At 66.8% G+C, this 16,248-nt stretch carries 19 protein-coding genes and 2 riboswitches; of the genes, 11 read left to right on the top strand and 8 right to left on the bottom strand.

Annotated elements, in window-relative coordinates; translation table 11 throughout:
* The first annotated feature begins 113 nt into the window (after positions 1-113).
* On the top strand, positions 114-1,811 hold the full coding sequence (locus BLQ28_RS03915) for an electron transfer flavoprotein-ubiquinone oxidoreductase (RefSeq protein WP_093237223.1): 1,698 nt from the start codon (positions 114-116) through the stop codon (positions 1,809-1,811).
* 44 nt (positions 1,812-1,855) lie between these two features.
* Here the strand turns inward: BLQ28_RS03915 and BLQ28_RS03910 are convergent, their stop codons facing one another.
* Positions 1,856-2,542 carry a sel1 repeat family protein gene (locus BLQ28_RS03910; protein ID WP_143012411.1) on the bottom strand — a complete coding sequence of 229 codons (687 nt, stop codon included), beginning with the start codon at positions 2,540-2,542 and terminating at the stop codon, positions 1,856-1,858.
* 41 nt (positions 2,543-2,583) lie between these two features.
* Here BLQ28_RS03910 and BLQ28_RS03905 point away from each other — a divergent pair, with 41 nt between their 5' ends.
* Positions 2,584-3,075 carry a hypothetical protein gene (locus BLQ28_RS03905; RefSeq protein ID WP_143012410.1) on the top strand — a complete coding sequence of 164 codons (492 nt, stop codon included), beginning with the start codon at positions 2,584-2,586 and terminating at the stop codon, positions 3,073-3,075.
* A 3-nt stretch (positions 3,076-3,078) separates the two neighbouring features.
* On the opposite strand, the gene BLQ28_RS03900 is transcribed toward BLQ28_RS03905, so the two are convergent.
* From BLQ28_RS03900 to BLQ28_RS03875, 6 genes are all read right to left on the bottom strand, one after another.
* Positions 3,079-3,753 carry a DUF2569 family protein gene (locus BLQ28_RS03900; RefSeq protein ID WP_093237220.1) on the bottom strand — a complete coding sequence of 225 codons (675 nt, stop codon included), beginning with the start codon at positions 3,751-3,753 and terminating at the stop codon, positions 3,079-3,081.
* Between the two features lie 18 nt (positions 3,754-3,771).
* Positions 3,772-4,623 carry a hypothetical protein gene (locus BLQ28_RS03895; RefSeq protein ID WP_143012409.1) on the bottom strand — a complete coding sequence of 284 codons (852 nt, stop codon included), beginning with the start codon at positions 4,621-4,623 and terminating at the stop codon, positions 3,772-3,774.
* Positions 4,624-4,771: 148 nt separating this feature from the next.
* The gene (locus BLQ28_RS03890) at positions 4,772-5,044 is read right to left on the bottom strand and encodes a hypothetical protein (protein WP_093237218.1); all 273 of its coding nucleotides are present in this window, start codon (positions 5,042-5,044) and stop codon (positions 4,772-4,774) included.
* A gap of 215 nt (positions 5,045-5,259) precedes the next feature.
* On the bottom strand, positions 5,260-5,499 hold the full coding sequence (locus tag BLQ28_RS03885) for a hypothetical protein (protein WP_093237217.1): 240 nt from the start codon (positions 5,497-5,499) through the stop codon (positions 5,260-5,262).
* Between the two features lie 73 nt (positions 5,500-5,572).
* Positions 5,573-5,851, bottom strand: coding sequence for a hypothetical protein (locus BLQ28_RS03880; protein WP_143012408.1), 279 nt, complete (start codon positions 5,849-5,851; stop codon positions 5,573-5,575).
* Between the two features lie 89 nt (positions 5,852-5,940).
* Positions 5,941-6,810, bottom strand: a complete 870-nt coding sequence (locus BLQ28_RS03875) for an NHL repeat-containing protein (protein ID WP_093237215.1) — start codon at positions 6,808-6,810, stop codon at positions 5,941-5,943.
* A 166-nt stretch (positions 6,811-6,976) separates the two neighbouring features.
* Between BLQ28_RS03875 and denD the strand changes: the two genes are divergently transcribed.
* From denD to BLQ28_RS03855, 4 genes are all read left to right on the top strand, one after another.
* Complete coding sequence (gene denD / locus BLQ28_RS03870; protein ID WP_093237214.1) at positions 6,977-7,996, top strand: D-erythronate dehydrogenase; 1,020 nt, start codon at positions 6,977-6,979, stop codon at positions 7,994-7,996.
* 45 nt (positions 7,997-8,041) lie between these two features.
* Positions 8,042-9,016 carry a TRAP transporter substrate-binding protein gene (locus tag BLQ28_RS03865; protein ID WP_093237213.1) on the top strand — a complete coding sequence of 325 codons (975 nt, stop codon included), beginning with the start codon at positions 8,042-8,044 and terminating at the stop codon, positions 9,014-9,016.
* Between the two features lie 90 nt (positions 9,017-9,106).
* Positions 9,107-9,619 (top strand): TRAP transporter small permease, encoded by a 513-nt coding sequence (locus tag BLQ28_RS03860; RefSeq protein ID WP_093237212.1) that lies wholly within the window; start codon positions 9,107-9,109, stop codon positions 9,617-9,619.
* A gap of 10 nt (positions 9,620-9,629) precedes the next feature.
* Positions 9,630-10,922: a TRAP transporter large permease gene (locus tag BLQ28_RS03855; protein ID WP_093237211.1), complete on the top strand. Its 1,293-nt coding sequence runs from the start codon at positions 9,630-9,632 to the stop codon at positions 10,920-10,922.
* A gap of 12 nt (positions 10,923-10,934) precedes the next feature.
* On the opposite strand, the gene BLQ28_RS03850 is transcribed toward BLQ28_RS03855, so the two are convergent.
* Positions 10,935-11,714, bottom strand: coding sequence for an AraC family transcriptional regulator (locus tag BLQ28_RS03850; RefSeq protein WP_093237210.1), 780 nt, complete (start codon positions 11,712-11,714; stop codon positions 10,935-10,937).
* Between the two features lie 95 nt (positions 11,715-11,809).
* Between BLQ28_RS03850 and BLQ28_RS03845 the strand changes: the two genes are divergently transcribed.
* The 5 genes from BLQ28_RS03845 (at position 11,810) to gcvH (ending at position 16,195) form a co-directional block, all read left to right on the top strand.
* Positions 11,810-13,003 (top strand): MFS transporter, encoded by a 1,194-nt coding sequence (locus tag BLQ28_RS03845; protein ID WP_093237209.1) that lies wholly within the window; start codon positions 11,810-11,812, stop codon positions 13,001-13,003.
* A 92-nt stretch (positions 13,004-13,095) separates the two neighbouring features.
* Entirely contained in the window at positions 13,096-13,611 is a 516-nt protein-coding gene (locus tag BLQ28_RS32890) for a L,D-transpeptidase Cds6 family protein (protein ID WP_176801000.1), read from the top strand.
* 126 nt (positions 13,612-13,737) lie between these two features.
* Positions 13,738-14,295, top strand: coding sequence for a hypothetical protein (locus tag BLQ28_RS03835; protein ID WP_093237208.1), 558 nt, complete (start codon positions 13,738-13,740; stop codon positions 14,293-14,295).
* Between the two features lie 34 nt (positions 14,296-14,329).
* A riboswitch (glycine riboswitch) is annotated at positions 14,330-14,420 on the top strand.
* A 12-nt stretch (positions 14,421-14,432) separates the two neighbouring features.
* Positions 14,433-14,540: riboswitch (glycine riboswitch) on the top strand.
* Positions 14,541-14,587: 47 nt separating this feature from the next.
* A complete protein-coding gene (gcvT, locus tag BLQ28_RS03830) occupies positions 14,588-15,760 on the top strand; it encodes a glycine cleavage system aminomethyltransferase GcvT (protein ID WP_093237699.1) in 1,173 nt (390 codons plus the stop codon).
* 63 nt (positions 15,761-15,823) lie between these two features.
* Positions 15,824-16,195: a glycine cleavage system protein GcvH gene (gene gcvH, locus BLQ28_RS03825; RefSeq protein WP_093237207.1), complete on the top strand. Its 372-nt coding sequence runs from the start codon at positions 15,824-15,826 to the stop codon at positions 16,193-16,195.
* Positions 16,196-16,248 lie beyond the last annotated feature (53 nt).

Genomic DNA, 16,248 nt, shown 5'->3' with positions numbered 1-16,248 from the left:
GACGCGGAGAAGCCCCGTCCACGAGTGACACGGATCGCCCGTGGACGCCGCATAAAATGCCCCGCAACCCGGGATGCCCCGCGCCTCGAAAAATCATTATCGACCCAACCCACATGACCCACGACGAAATCCTCGCCCAGTTCGGCCCTCGCGAAGCCATGGAATACGACGTGGTCGTGGTCGGTGGCGGCCCGGCCGGCCTCTCGACCGCGATCCGGCTCAAGCAACTGGCCGCGCAGCACGAAAAAGAGATCTCGGTCGTGGTGCTCGAGAAGGGCTCCGAGCCCGGCGCGCACATCCTGTCGGGCGCCATCATGGACCCGCGCGCGCTCAACGAATTGCTGCCCGACTGGAAGGAACTGGGCGCGCCGCTGAACCAGCCGGTGACCGACGACGCCATGATGTTCTTCGGCGAGAAGTCGGCCGTGCGCACGCCCAACATGTTCCTGCCGGCCTGCTTCCAGAACCACGGCAACTACATCATCAGCCTGGGCGCCTTCACCAAGTGGCTGGCACAGCAGGCCGAGAACCTGGGCGTCGAGATCTTCCCCGGCTTCCCGGCCGCCGAGGTGCTCTACAACGAAGACGGCTCGGTGCGCGGCGTCGCCACCGGCAACATGGGCGTCGGCAAAGACGGCGAGCCCACCGAGAACTTCCAGCTCGGCATGGAGCTGCTGGGCAAGTACACGGTGTTCGCCGAAGGCGCGCGCGGCCACCTGGGCCGCCAGCTCATCGCGAAGTACAAGCTCGACGCCGGGAAAGACCCGCAGTCCTACGCCCTCGGCGTGAAGGAAGTCTGGGAGATCGACCCCCAGCGCCACCAGCCGGGCTTCGTGATGCACTCGGCCGGCTGGCCCATGAAGAGCGACACCTACGGCGGTGCCTTCCTCTATCACATGGAAGACAACAAGGTCACGCTCGGCTTCATCACCGGCCTGAACTACAGCAACCCCTACCTGAGCCCGTTCGAGGAAATGCAGCGCTGGAAGCTGCACCCCAACATCCGCTGGTACCTCGAAGGCGACGAGGCCAAGGGCATCAAGCCGGCCAAGCGCATCGGCTACGGCGCGCGCGCCATCACGGCCGGCGGCCTGATGTCGCTGCCCAAGACGGTGTTCCCGGGCGGCGCACTGGTCGGCTGCGAGGCCGGCTACCTCAACGTGAGCCGCATCAAGGGCAGCCACGCCGCCATCAAGACCGGCATGCTCGCGGCCGAAGCCGCCTTCGACGCCGTCACGGCCGGCCGCCAGCACGACGAACTGACGGCCTACCCCGCCGCCTTCGAGAAGAGCTGGCTGCACACCGAACTGAAGAAGGCGCGCAACTTCAAGGCCTGGTTCCAGAAGGGCCTGGGCATTGCCACGGTCATGAACGGCGTCGAGCAATGGCTGCTCAAGGGCCACATTCCATGGACGCTGCGCCGCACCAAGGCCGACCACCTGTACCTGAAGCCCGCGTCGGAGTGCAAGCCCATCGTCTATCCGAAGCCCGATGGCAAGCTCACCTTCGACCGCCTCTCCAGCGTGTTCATCAGCAACACCAACCACGAAGAGCAGCAGCCGGCCCACCTGACACTCAAGGACGCGACGGTGCCCGTCAACGTCAACCTGGCCAAGTTCGCCGGCCCCGAAAGCCGCTACTGCCCAGCCGGCGTGTACGAATTCGTGGGCACCGAAGACGGCAAGCAGCGCCTGCAGATCAACGCGCAGAACTGCGTGCACTGCAAGACCTGCGACATCAAGGACCCGACGCAGAACATCGTGTGGGTCACGCCTGAAGGCGGTGGCGGTCCGAACTACGTGGGGATGTGATCCTCTTGGCCCAGTGAGATGAAGCCCCGCGAGACGGGGCTTTTTTACGGGCCGGCGGGACTGTCGAGCTCACGGTCCCAGCAGGATTGGGCAGCGCACCGGCGCCACGCGGCCGCCTGCGTCTGAGCGAGCCGCACGACCTTATCACCCGGCCGCAACCCCCTGAGCATTTCGCGCAGGTGCTGCCCCGCCTCCGCGCTACCGTGAGCCTGCGCGAGACTGAGCCAAGCGTAGGCTCGAACCGTCATGCGCGTGACGCGCGCGGGGTCGCGCACCGCCAAGGCCGACAGAGCCTCGCGATAGGACCAGAGCCCCAACGCGTCCTGCGCCTCGACGGCGCCGATGTTCGCTGCGCGCAGCAGCCATGCCTCGGCCTGAGCATCGTTGCGCAGCGCCCCCGTTGCACCGCGAATGTGCGCAATGGCAACGAACAACGCTGCGTTGGGGTCGAGTTCATCCGCCCAACGCCGCAGCTTGGGATAGCCGAAGCGCTCGATGGCTTGCTGAAAGCTCATCTGCCCGAGTTCACGACGCGGATTAGGGGCAAGAGCAGGCTCGGCGCCAATCAGTTCTGATCCAGTGGCCGAATGGGCTGCATCGGCCGCATCGAAAGGCCGCGACGCAGCGAACACCTCATCGGCTGTGGCCTCGGCCTGCTTTCCGCAGGCGCTCAACAACACCATGACCGCCAATGCCGCTGCGCTCAAGAGCAATCCGGGATGTCTGTTCAAGCCTTCCTCCTTGTCGTGATCTTTGTCGATACCATCGTGGCATGCCCATCCGCCGTGCTGCTGCCCTGCTTCTCGTTGTTCCCACACTTGGCGGCGCGATCGCGTGTCACGCACAGAGCGCAGCCAACGCCATCGCGACCATGAACGAAGTGCAGCTGGCAATAACCCTGAATGGGGCCGCCGAGGCGACTGCACGCAAGACACCGCTGGCGATCGATCGATTCACGGTGCTCAAGGGCTCCAGCTACGAAATCAACGACAAAGCGATAGTGTTCCGCTACGACGTCAGCGCCGAGGTCGACAAAGAGGCGCTCAAGGCCCAAGCCATCCGCGCCAACTGTGCGTCGCCGCGCCTCAGTGCGATGTTTGACCGGGGCATTCGCGCACGTCATGTGTTCACCACGCCGGGCGGTTTGCTCGAGGTTCCAGTGGCACAGGCCGATTGCAAAGCGGCCAAATCGCCCCCAATCGCACCGCCGCCTGACCGGACCCGGCCGGCCACCAATGAGCCACCCGGCACGAGTCGGATCTGAGCATCACGAGGCAGCGCCGCCTTCCACGTTGCCGCTGTCCACGGCGGACACATCGTCGAGCCGGGGTTCACGCCGCTCGAGCGTGGTACCCGGCGCGACAGCGTCCTCCTTGGGAAGTGGCCGCATGTACGTGTTGTATACGCGAGCGGAATCGCGAAAGTACCAGGCCCAGATCAGCCCCACGACGACGCTTCGAACCGTCTCCCCCATTTCCTCGCCGGCACCATTCACCCCCAGCGTGAACCAGGCTGCACCCACGTCAAGTCCGTAGACGACGAACGGGCTCAAAGCCATGTAGTACTTGGCGATGTGGGCACTCGAGGGCTCGAAGCGCGTGCGCAGCCGATTGGAGACCCAGAACTGCGAGAGCACGATCATCGCCACCAGCACCCAGCTGAAGACCTGGTATGGCATGAACCCAGGAACACTTGACAGCATCGGATTGGCCATCTGAGCCTGCGTGAATACATTCGCCGTCTTGCCGATGTGAAACAACGGGACCACGACGAACGAGCCATAGACGAACAATGCAAGCCAGCCGCCGACCCCGTACACCTCACCACGCCAAGGCGAGATCGGCTGCCGTTCTCGAGAGCGGCGATACCAGATCAGGCCTGCGATCAATAGAAGCAACAGCACGATGGAAGGCAACATGCGGCCGAACTCGTAGGCGGTCATCCCTTGTTCTCCCTGATCTCAGTTTGCAGCCTGGCCCAGCATGTAGTCCAGGAACGTGGTTCGCGCCGCTCCCGTCAAGTCGAGGCCGGCCAGCGAAACCTCGATATACACAGGGCAGAGATCTCGCGGGTCCGAGGCACTCGGATTCGCGAGCACACGGTCGGCAACGCCGGCCGGAAACTTCACCAAGTGTTTCGCCAGGGATTTCTGGAAGAGGGACCGCGTGACGGAATCAAGTTCCTTGATGCCGCGACGCGCCGGAAAGTCGGCAAGCTCAGCGTTCAGCGAAAACTCGTAGACCTCGATCATCTTGCGCAGATCGGCAAGGGGTGCCACTGCTTGGTATTGGCGCTCCGCGACGAGCATGGTGGGCGTGTCGAGTTGTGAAAGCATCATCTTCTTGCAGTCGGCAGGCGAAATTGCTTGCGCCATGCGCATGCTGAGCCTGAAGAATTCCTCCGCCATGTCGTCCCGCATCCGCGTCAGGCCTCGGACCTGCAACGCGAACATCTGCTCCTGCACGTGACGCACGATCTGCGGCCGCGTGGCCTTGGCCTGCATCAATGGCGTCACCGACTTGGTCAAGAACGAGATCAGGCGATCGTCCTGCATCCGCTTCGTCAGGAACGCGAGCAGCAGCGCCCTGCGTTCGCGATCCAGGGTTGCCGGGTACTGCTCGAGCAGCACTCGATCAAGAACGGCCGGATTGCGAAGCGTGGCTTTGAGCGCCTGCTCTACCGATTGCGGCGCTTCTGTGAACACGCCACGCTGCGCATGAACGGGAAGCGCCGCAATCAGCAGCAGCCCCAGCGTCCACAAGGCACGACCCGGCCAACACGACACGCGTGCCCGCACAGTACGGATGTTCATGAAGTTCCCTCCTCTCGTTGCATGCCCATGCGACCGGTGTTCGGTTCGGGGTCGGACCACACTATATCGATCCCTCCAACACCCGCGGCATGGAGAACCCGACGCAGAACCGCATGCGGATCACGCCCGAAGGCGACGGCAGCCCGAACTACGTGGGGATGTAACCCACTGAGGACCGCGAGCTGACGAACTGCTTGGCCCGCAGCCTGGCGCGCGCGACCGCCGCGTCCGGCGAAGGCTGCTGCATGATGACGAGCGACCCTCTGCGCAGGCCATCGAACGCGATCTCGGCCACGCCGGCATAGCTGCCGCCGGCGGTTTGCCGGAAGTGGAACGCGCACGACCAGCCACCGCGCAGATCGACGGAGATTGCCGTCGCATGCGGACGCGGCGCGTCATCGCTCCAAGGGGAACCGGGCACAGAGATTTCCTTGTCGTTGAATCGCGAGGAGGTCGATCGCGGATCGCGGGCCGACGGCCCGGCGCGTCCTGCAACACCAGCACCCGAAGCCCATCTGTCGAAAGATGAGCGGGCACAGCGACGCTGCCTGCGTTTTGCGCGCGCCAGTTTCGCTCAGCGGCGAACGGGGCGCATCCCCTGAACAGGGTATCCGGGCCGCCTGAACCGGCGCCGGCTCAGGCGCTCGCGACGAGCTTGCGCGCGATCAGGCCGGCCACGACGGCGCCGGCAACGGCACCGGGCAGCGAGAAGCCCGCGCCCGCCAGCCCGGCAAGCGCCCCGGCGCATCCGCCCAGGAAGATCCAGGAGAGCAACGCCCGCCTGCGCCGATAGCGCGGCGAAGGCTTCTGGGCAAACATGCCGTTCGCCACCAGCCACGCCACGGCAATGAGCCACAAGACCACGACCGTGAACATGCCGGGTTTCTTTCCTGTCGATGAAAGTCAGTCGAACGGGCCTGGCGCGAGGCAGGCGATGTGAGCCGTCTTGTCAGTCGAGGTTGGGAAAGCCGCTGCGCGGCAGTTCGACCCGCTCGCCCGGCGCGGGCATGCCGTTTTCGGCCACGGTGATCGCCACCGCTTTCGCGATGAGGTTGGCATGGGAGGTGAAAGACTCGATCATCTCGTCGTCGAAGTCCATGCTCGAACACGCCAGGTCCGAGAGGATGTCGATCGGCACCAGGAAGAGCCCCTGCGCACCGTCGGTGCTGGCCGTGAACTGCACGCCGTCGGGGGACGCCTGCATGCCGGTCATTTCAACTTTGCTCATCAACGGGTCCTTTGGAAAGGAAAAACGAAGGCCACGGGCGTGGCCCGCGTCGAGCATGCCACACAGCGTCTCTTCGATCCTTCAGCCCGTCATGCCTGCGCCGGACCGATGCGCTCGTACTTCGTCACGCAGTGCAGGCCATGCCCCTGCTCGGCGACGAAGAGGCTGCCGTCGGCCGCGCCCCACAGGCCGTGGCCGTACACGCCGAAACTGCGGAAGCGGCCGCGCACCGCACCCGACATGTCGAGGCGGGTCACGCGCGGCGCCTGCTCGGTGACGAACACATCGCAGCCATCGGACCAGATGTCCATCGGGCGCAGCAGGCCGGTCCATTGCGCGAGGAAGCGACCCTCGCGGTCGAAGAGCTGGACCCTGTCGTTGTCGCGATCGCACACGGCCACGCGGTTGTCGGCGAGCACCCAGACGCCATGTGGCGTGGAGAACTCGCCCAGCCCCTGCCCCACGCCGCCCCATGTGCCGAGGTGCTCGCCGCCCGCCGAAAAGCGATGCACGCAGGCGTTGCCGTAGCCGTCGCTCACGTAGATCTCGCCATCGGGCGCCACCGCCACATCGGTCGGATGATTGAAGGGCGCCCCCCAGCGCGGCGTGTTGAAGCCGCCCAGTTCGAAGCGCAGCTTCAGCGACGCATCGAGCGCCAGCACCTGGTGCGCGTCGTACGACACCAGGTAGACGTTGTCCGCCGCATCGATGAACAGGCCATGGCCGCTGGTCAGCCGCGGGTTCTCGTACACCTCGTCGAGCTCGCCATCGGCGCGATAGATGAGCAACTGCGGTGCCGTGCGCTGCAGCACGAACACGCGGCCCCGACTGTCGAGCGCCAACTGGCTGATGACGCCGACGGCACCGCGCGGCGACGGCTTCTGCCAGGGCCGCACCATGCGGTAGTTCGACTTTCCGTCGGTCATGAAAAAGACGGGCTCTTCAACAGCATGGTTCATGGCGGGCTGCGCGGTGCGCGGGCAGGCGGGTTGCGATGGTCCGAGACTAATGAGACCCCGGCCCGCCGTCCAAACAGTTTTTCTTGTGGCACGAGGGCAGTTTTCCTCAGGGCTGCACGCGTCCGGCGAGCGCACTTATCCTCGCCTTTCACAGGAGACAAACCGCATGCACATCGTCATCACCGGCGGCGCCGGCTTCCTCGGCGCACGCCTGGCCCGCACCCTGCTCGCACAGGGCCGGCTTTCCCTTGCGGGCGCACCCGCCCGGCCCATCGACCGCATCACGCTCGTGGACCGCGCCCCGCCGCCGCCCGACCTTGCCGCCGACGCGCGCATCACCGCGATCACCGGCGACCTGAACGCACAGCTCGCGGCCGATGCCGACCCGACGGTCTGGCGCGAAGCCGATGCCGTCTTTCATCTGGCGGCCGCAGTCAGCGGCGAATGCGAGGCCGACTTCGACCTCGGCATGCGCAGCAACTTCGCCGCCACGCACGCGCTGCTCGAAAAGCTGCGCGCGCTCGGCACGAAGCCGATGCTGGTGTTCGCCAGCTCGCTCGCCGTGTTCGGCGACTCGCCCGAGCAACCGCTGCCGAAGGTGATCGAAGACCACACGCTGCCGACGCCGCAAACCAGCTACGGCATCCAGAAATTCATCGGCGAACAGCTCGTGGCCGATTTCACGCGCAAGGGCTTCGTGCGCGGGCGCAGCGTGCGCCTGATGACGGTGAGCGTGCGGCCGGGCAAGCCCAATGGCGCGGCCTCGGGTTTCTTCAGCGGCATGATCCGCGAGCCGCTGGCCGGCCTGCGCGCGGCCTGCCCGGTGCCCGACGAAACGCCCGTGGCGATTGCCTCGCCGGCCCGCACCATCGAAGGCATCGTGCGTGCGGCCGAGGCGAGCGACGTGCAATGGGGCCCGCGCACCGCGCTCAACCTGCCATCGCTCGCCACCACGGTCGGCGCCATGGCCGCAGCGCTGGAGCGCGTGGCCGGCAAGGCGGCCACTGCCCTGCTCGACCGCACGCCCGACCCGGCCATCCAGCGCATCGTGAAGACCTGGCCCGGCCACTTCCAGACCGCGCGCGCCCATGCGCTGGGCCTTGCGGCCGACGAAAGCTTCGAGGCCGTCATTCGCGAATACGTCCGTGAAAGTCCCGACGCGGTGAAGCTCCCGGCTGTTGCATAGTCCAGTGCGCCTGACGCGCACCTGACTAAAAATCCCGGAGACACCATGAAAATCGGCCACATCGCCGCCGCCTGCCTTTCGCTCGCCCTGGGCACTTCTGCCTTTGCCCAGCAACCGACCGTCCTGAAGATCGGCTACGCGACCTCCAAGGAGTCGCACTACGGCGTCGGCTCCACGGTGTTCTGCGAAGAGATCGAAAAGGGCACCCAGGGCCGCTTCAAGTGCCAGCACTTCGCCAACTCGGCGCTGGGCGGCGAGCGCGAGCAGATCGAGGCGATCCAGTTCGGCACGCAAGACCTGCTGAACACCTCGACGGGCCCGGTCGGCAACTTCGTGCCCGAGGTCAAGATCGTCGACATCCCCTTCCTGTTCCGCGACTACGACCACGCGCGCAAGGTGATGGACGGCCCCATCGGCCAGGACATCCTGACCAAGTTCCCGAGCAAGGGCATCGTCGCGCTGGCCTGGACCGAGAACGGCTTTCGCCACATGACGAACAGCAAGCGCGACATCGTCAAGCCCACCGACGCGGCCGGCCTGAAGATGCGCACGATGGAAAACAAGGTGCACATGGACGGCTACCGCACCTTCGGCATCCTGCCCACGCCCATGGCCTTCCCCGAGCTGTTCGGCGCGCTGCAGCAGGGCACGGTCGATGGCCAGGAAAACCCGATCCCGGTGATCCTGTCCTCGAAGTTCTCGCAGGTGCAAAAGCACCTGTCGCTCACGGGCCATGTCTATTCGCCGGCGCTGCTGCTGCTGTCGCCGAAGGTCTGGAACAAGCTCTCGGATGCCGACAAGAAGGTGTTCACCGAAGCTGCGAAGAAGGCCGCCATCGCCCAGCGCAAGAAGGTCAACGACGACGAGAACAACGGCATCGCCCAGCTCGAGAAAGACGGCATGAAGGTCACGCGCACCGTCGACGGCGCCGCCTTCCGCGAAGCACTCAAGCCCGCCTACGTGGGCTACGCCAAGGAGTTCGGCGCGGACAACATCAAGAAGATCTCGGACGTCAGGTAAGCCCGCGCGCCGCCGACTTTCCGCCCTCGCGCCCGGCCCGCTTCAGTGCGCCGGGCGCTTCGTTTTTCCGACCGAACCGAGAACACCCCCGTGCAAGCTTTCGAGCGCTACTTTCTTGCCGCCAACCGCTGGGCGCTGATCCTTCTGCTGGCCGCCATGTCGGTCATCATCTTCACCAACGTCGCCTTGCGCTACCTCACGAACCAGTCGCTCGAATGGGCCGAGGAGGTGTCGCGCCACATGATGATCTGGCTCACCTTCCTGGGCGCCGGGCCGGTGCTGCGCTACGGCGGCCACATCGCGGTCGAGAATCTGCAGGACGCGCTGCCGCAAAAGGCGGCCATCGCATTGCGCGCCTTCGTGGCCGCACTGCTGTTCGCGTTCTTCGGCTTCATGGTCTGGTATGGCTGGCTGTACATGCAACGCACCATGTTCCAGCTCACGGCCGTGACGCAGATTCCCTTTGCCTACATCTACAGCGCGATGCTGATCGGCGGCGTGCTGCTGATCGTGCACTGGCTGCTGGTGGTGCGCGGCTACGTGCTGCGGCGCGAGTTCGCGTCGGACGCGCATTTCGACGCCAACGCCTCGGCGTCGCTGTAAGGAGACGACCATGGATGCCAGCATTGTCCTGATCGTTTCCGCCTGCGTGTTCCTGGCCATCGGCGTGCCGGTGGCCTTCGCGCTCGGCCTGTCCACGGCCGCCACGCTGATCCTGGCGGAGAACTACCCGCTGCTCGTGCTGCTGAAGGAGACCTTCACCGGCATCGACAGCTTTCCGCTGATGGCGGTGCCCTTCTTCATTCTTGCGGCCGAGCTGATGAGCGGCGGCTCGCTCACCGAAGTGCTGCTGCGCTTTGCCGGCCAGTTCGTCGGGCACCGGCGCGGCGGCATGGGCTACACCAACGTGGTGTCGCTCACCTTCTTCTCGGGCATCTCGGGCTCGGCGCTGGCCGATGCAGCGGGGCCGGGCTCGATGCTCATCAAGATGATGGACAAGGCCGGCTACGACCGCTCGTACGCGGCGGCGCTGACGGCCTCGACCGCGATCGTGGGGCCGATCATTCCGCCCTCGATCATCATGATCATCTATGCGCTGCAGGACGAGACGGTTTCGGTCGGCACGCTGTTCGCGGCCGGCATCCTGCCGGGCATCCTGATCGCGGTGGCGATGTGCGCGGTGAACTTCCACATCTCGAAGAAGCGTAACTACAAGGGCGACGGGCAAACGCCGCCGCTGCGCGAGATCCTGCGCACGACGTGGAAGGCGATTCCCGCCATCTTGCTGCCGGTGGTCATCCTGGGCGGCATGCGCGCCGGCTGGTTCACGCCGACCGAAGCCTCGGTGGTGGCGGTGTTCTATGCACTGGTGTGCGGCAAGTTCGTCTACCGCACGCTCGAATGGAAGGCGCTGCCCGACATTCTTTCGCGCTCGGCTTTGCTGTCGGCCTCGGTGCTGATCATCATCGGCCTGTCGGCCTCGTTCGCGTGGATTCTCACCATCGAAGGTATTCCGCAGCAGATGGCCGAATGGCTGGTGGGCATGAACCTCTCGCCGTGGATGTTCCTGATCATCGTCAACGTGTTCCTGCTGCTGTTCGGCATCTTCATCGAGCCGCTGCCGGGCGTGATGGTGCTGGCGCCGATCCTTGCGCCGGTGGCCATGAAACTGGGCGTCGACCCGGTGCACTTCGCGATGATCGTGATCTTCAACCTCACGCTCGGCATGATCACGCCGCCGGTGGGTGGGCTGCTGTTCGTGACCTGCAACGTGTCGAAGGTGCCGATGTCGGCGCTGGTGAAGGAGCTGGTGCCCTTCCTGTGGGCGCACGGCGCGGTGCTGCTGATCCTGACCTTCGTGCCGGCGCTGAGCACCTGGCTGCCGCACGCGCTCGGGTTCAAGTAGCGGGGCGGCCGCTCATTCGTCCTGGTGCAGGTAGAGACTCGGCGGCACACCGAGCGTGCGCCGGAACATCGCGGTGAAGGCGCTGGGGCTCTCGTAGCCGTGCGCCAGCGCCACTTCGAGAATCGACGCGCCCGCCGCCAGCCGGGGCAGGCTCAGCAGCAGCCGCGCCTGCCGGCACCACGCGCCGAAGTTCATGCCGGTCTCGCGCTGGAACAGGCGCGCGAGCGTGCGCGTGTTCATGTGCAGGCGCAGCGCCCAGTCGTCGAGCGTCGCGGGCAGCGACGGGTCGCGCACCAGTTCTTCGCACAGCACGGCCAGCCGGGCGTGGCGCGGCATCGGCACGTGCAGCGACAGCGCGGGCGCGGCTTCGATCTCGTCGAGGATCAGCTCCATCACGCGTTCGTCGCGGCTGCCGGGCGCGTAGTCCAGCGGCACCGACACGGCCGTGACGATGAGTTGCCGAAGCAACGCGCCGACGTGGATCACGCGGCACTCGCTGCCCAGGTCCGCGCGCGTGCCGGGCTCGACGAAGACGGTGCGCATCTTCACCTCGCCGGCCATGCGGATCTGGTGCTCCATGCCCGGCGGCACCCAGACGCCGCGGCCGGGCGGCACCACCCAGCTGCCGGCCACGGCACTGACGATCATCACGCCCGAGATCGCGTGGATGAGCTGGCCGCGCCGGTGCGTGTGCGGCGGAATGAAGGCATCGCCCTCGGGGTCGGTCGCCAGCACGGCGACGGCGCGCGGCGTCGATTCGCCTTGCTCGGGGCGCAGATTGAGTTTGTCCATTTCTCGACGATGCTTGTGGATTCGTAGCGAGAACATCTTCGCACGCCTTCCTACGATGCCTTTCCACTCGGAAAACCAATCAAGGAAGCGATCGAATGAACAAGCGCCGACTCGGGCTGCTCACCGGCACCCATGCCGTCAATGACCTCTACCAGGGCCTCGTGCCCGCCCTGTTGCCCTTCATGGTCCTGGAGCGCGGCTACAGCTACACGGCCGTGAGCGGCCTGATGCTGGCGGCCACCGGCCTGTCGAGCGTGGTGCAGCCGCTGTTCGGCCTGTACGCCGACCGCCACCCGCGCAGCTGGCTGGTGCCGACGGGCTTTCTGGTGGCGGCGCTGGGCGTGGTGCTGGCGGGCCTGAGCCAGAGCTACCTGCTGACCTGGATCGCGGTCGCGCTGTGCGGGCTGGGCATTGCGGCCTACCACCCGCCCGCGACGGTGGCGGCCCGCGCGGCTGGCGGCGCCTCGCAGAAGGCGATGAGCGTGTTCTCGGTGGGCGGCACCATCGGCGCCTCGTTCGCGCCCTTGCTGGCGGCCACGGTGGTCGGCGGTGGCGGCCTGTCGCACAGCTACCTGCTGGGCGTGCCGGCGCTGGCGATGGGCGTGGTGTGGGTGGCGGCCAATGCGCGGGGCGGTGCCGGCGCCGCGGCGGCGGCCCTGGCCCGCAAGCAGGCCGGCAGCGAAGTGCTGAAGCCGCACAACGACTGGCGCGCCTTCAGCCTGCTGGTCGCGACCATCGTGGGCTGGTCGATTCCTTACGTGACGGTGCTGTCGATGCTCTCGCTGCGCATCACCCGCGACCTGCACGGCACGACCTTCCAGGGCGCCGCGGCACTCACCGGCTTCACGGCCGCGGGCGCGGTGGGCGTGCTGCTGGGCGGCTGGCTCGGCGACCGCATCGGCCGCATGGGCACGATCCGCAGCGGCTATCTGCTCGCGCTGCCGGCGCTTGCGGGCCTCGTGCTCGCACCGACGGCCGGCTGGGCGCTGGCCTGCACCGCGCTGCTCGGCCTGAGCATGTTCCTGCCGTTCGCGGCACAGGTCACGCTGGCGCAGGACTACCTGCCGCGCAACCCGGCCACGGCCAGCGGCATCACGCTCGGGCTGGCGCTGTCGGTGGGCGGGCTGGTGTCGCCGCTGTTCGGCATGCTGTCGGATGCGCGCGGGCTGGGCGTCACGCTGACGGTGGTGCTCTGCGTGCTGTGCGTCGCGACGGTGCTGGCCTTGCGGTTGCGCAACCGGGCACAGGTGATCGCGCCGGTCGAGCTCGACGGGGCCGCCGCGGCCTGAACGGCATCGATTCGATTCGGCCCGGGGCGGGTTCGCTGCCAGAATCGGCGTCGCACTCGACGCTGATAACTGACAAAGAGGGAAACCGCGCCATGAATCGATTCGTCACCTGTCTTCTTGCCGGGGGCCTGCTGTCCACGGCAGCCCTTGCCGCCGCACCGGCGGCACCTGTTGCAGCGGCAGCGCCTGCCGCGCCTGCAGCCGCACCGGCTCCGGCAGCACCACCCGCTGCTGCCCCAGCGGCAGCCCCCGCGACGCCGCCCACCGCAGGCATCGCCGAAGTGGAAACCGCCGTGCGCGCCTGGGCCGCAGCCTGGTCGGCCCGCGACGTGGACCGCTACCTTGCCGCCTATGCACCCGACTTCACGCCGGCCCGGGGCAAGGACCGCAAGCGCTGGGAAGCCGATCGCCGCGCCCGCATCGCGAGCAAGTCGAAGATCAGCGTGACCATCGACGACCTCGTCATCAGCGTCAGCGGCCAGACCGCCAGCGCGCGCTTCAAGCAGATCTACCGCGCCGACAGGCTGAACCACACCGACCGCAAGACGCTGGAGCTGCAGCGCGTGGGCAACCAGTGGCTGATCCGCAAGGAAAGCGTCGGCGCCTGACATGCGCCGGGGAAGCAGGCGGCAATTCCCCTTGTGAATTCCCTTTCTGTAAGGGGAAAAGGTTCATGAAGATGTCACCACTTGCAACGATGCTCCAGCCTTCGATCTCCGAAAGCTGTGGCTGCCATGTTTCCCACCAAGACCGACAAGGCGCGCGACGAACTCCAGGGCGGCCAGCGCACGCTCAGCCAGCGTGAACGCGCGCTGCTTTTGATGGCCGACGGTCGGCGCTCGCTGACCGACTTCAGCCCGCTCTTCACGAACCGCGGCGAAGCCGAGCAGGCGATTCAGGCCCTGGTGCAGCGGGGCTACCTGGAAGACCCGGCCGCCGCAGCCGCCGCGCAGGCGGCAGCCCAGGCCGCCGCTGCCGCGCAGCCCGCGCCCCTGCCCGCCGCCGAACCGATCCGCGTCGCCACCTCCACCGACACCTTCGACGGCAAGCGTTCGCTGGCGACCACGCGCATGTTCCTGTTCGACATCTGCGAGCGCATGTTCGTGCGGCGCGACCCCAAGTTCGCGCTGCAGATGCGCGACGCCCTGCGCGAGGCCCGCGACCGCGAGGCCATGCTGACCATCGCCGCGCTGATGCTCACCGAAATCGAGAAAAGCGCCGGCGCGGAGCGGGCCGAATCGCTGCGCGAGCGCATCGACAAACTGTTGCCGCCGGCCGAGGTCGTGCACTGAAACCCGAAGCCCCGGCCCGCGCGATCCACTACACTCGCCCGGGTCAGGAGAGAGCCCCGCGCGACGGGGCCGCCGAAGGCGCAGGGGTTTCCCGAACGCTCAGGCAAAAGGACTGACAAGGCGCCGGTGAAAGCCGGCGTTTCCTTGCTGGAGAGAGGCCATTGCATGCATTGCAGCGGCCCACCGAAGGAGCAAACCCCGATCGTGGGGCGAATCTCTCAGGTAAAGCGGACAGCAGGGGTGGCCCGTGGCGTTGCAGCCATGGATTTCGACTGCCCCTTTGGAGTGCCTCCTGGTGACTTCCTCCGCTTCCGCCGCCCCGCTTCTCAAGACGCCGCTCTACGACCTGCACGTGGAGCTTGGCGCCCGCATGGTCCCCTTCGCCGGTTACTCGATGCCGGTGCAATACCCCGCCGGCCTGATGGCCGAGCACAAGCACACGCGCGATGCGGCCGGCCTGTTCGACATCTCGCACATGGGCCAGTTGCGCCTCGTCGGCCCCGACGCCGCAGCCGCCTTCGAAACCCTGATGCCCGTCGACGTGATCGACCTGCCCGCCGGCAAGCAGCGCTACGGCCTGCTGCTGAACGACGAAGGCGGCATCCTCGATGACCTGATGTTCTTCAACGAAGGCAATGGCTCGATCTTCGTGATCGTCAACGGTGCCTGCAAGGTCGACGACATCGCCCACATCCAGCGCAAGATCGGCGCGCGCTGCGAGGTGCAACCGCTGCCCGACCACGCGCTGCTCGCGCTGCAGGGCCCGCAGGCCGCCGCCACGCTGGCGCGCCTGTCGCCCGGCATCGAACGCTTCGTGTTCATGACCGGCGGTGCGGTGCAGATCGGCGGCATTGCCGCCTTCGTCACCCGCAGCGGCTACACTGGTGAAGACGGCTTCGAGATCTCGGTGGCCGCGAAAGACGCCGACGCCCTCGCCCGCCTGCTGCTGACCCAGCCCGAGGTCAAGCCCATCGGCCTGGGCGCGCGCAATTCGCTGCGGCTCGAAGCCGGCCTGTGCCTGTACGGCAACGACATCGACACCACCACCACGCCGGTCGAAGCCTCGCTCAACTGGGCGATGCAGAAGGTGCGCCGCGCGGGCGGCGCGCGCGAAGGCGGCTTTCCGGGTGCGGCCAAGATCCTGGCGCAGCTCGCCGCAGCCACCGCTGGCGCCGCCGGCCACGCCGACCACGACACACTTAAGCGCAAGCGCGTCGGCCTCGTCGCCCTCGAACGCATTCCGGTGCGCGACGGCACGCTGCTGCAGTCCTTCGAGGGGCATGACATCGGCATCGTCACCAGCGGCCTGCTCGGCCCCACGGCCGACCGCTGCATCGCCATGGGCTATGTGGCCACCGCCTTCGCCGAACCCGGCACGCGCGTGCAGGCCATCGTACGGGGCAAGCCCGTGCCGATGGAAGTCTCGACCATGCCTTTCGTGCCCACCCGCTACTACCGCGGCTGAGCAACGGCAGACCCGGCTAGGCTCTGCACCCCGATCATCATTTTTTCCACGAGGAGTTTTCTCATGAGCATCAAGTACACCAAGGACCACGAATGGGTCTCGGCCGAAGGCGGCTCCGCCACGGTCGGCATCACCCTGCACGCACAGGACGCGCTGGGCGACGTGGTGTTCGTCGACCTGCCTGAAGTCGGCAAGACCTTCGCGCAGGGCGAAGTCGCCGGCGTCGTCGAATCGGTCAAGGCCGCCGCCGATGTGTTCATGCCCGTGTCGGGCGAGATCACCGAAGTCAACGAAGCCCTGCGCGCCGACCCGTCGCTGGCCAACAGCGACCCGCTGGCCAGCGGCTGGTTCTTCAAGGTCAAGCTGAGCGAGCCCGCGCAACTCGACGCGCTGCTCGACGCCGCCACCTACGACAAGTTCGCCGCCGAATCCTGAAAATGCGCGCCCCCCGGCTTGCCACTTCGTGTGCTGTGCTCTTCCCCACGGGG

Origin of the sequence: Variovorax sp. EL159, from assembly GCF_900100965.1 — a bacterium.
GTDB lineage: Bacteria > Pseudomonadota > Gammaproteobacteria > Burkholderiales > Burkholderiaceae_C > Variovorax.
Note: the sequence above shows the minus strand (reverse complement) of the source record. Positions and strands in the feature narration are given on the sequence as shown.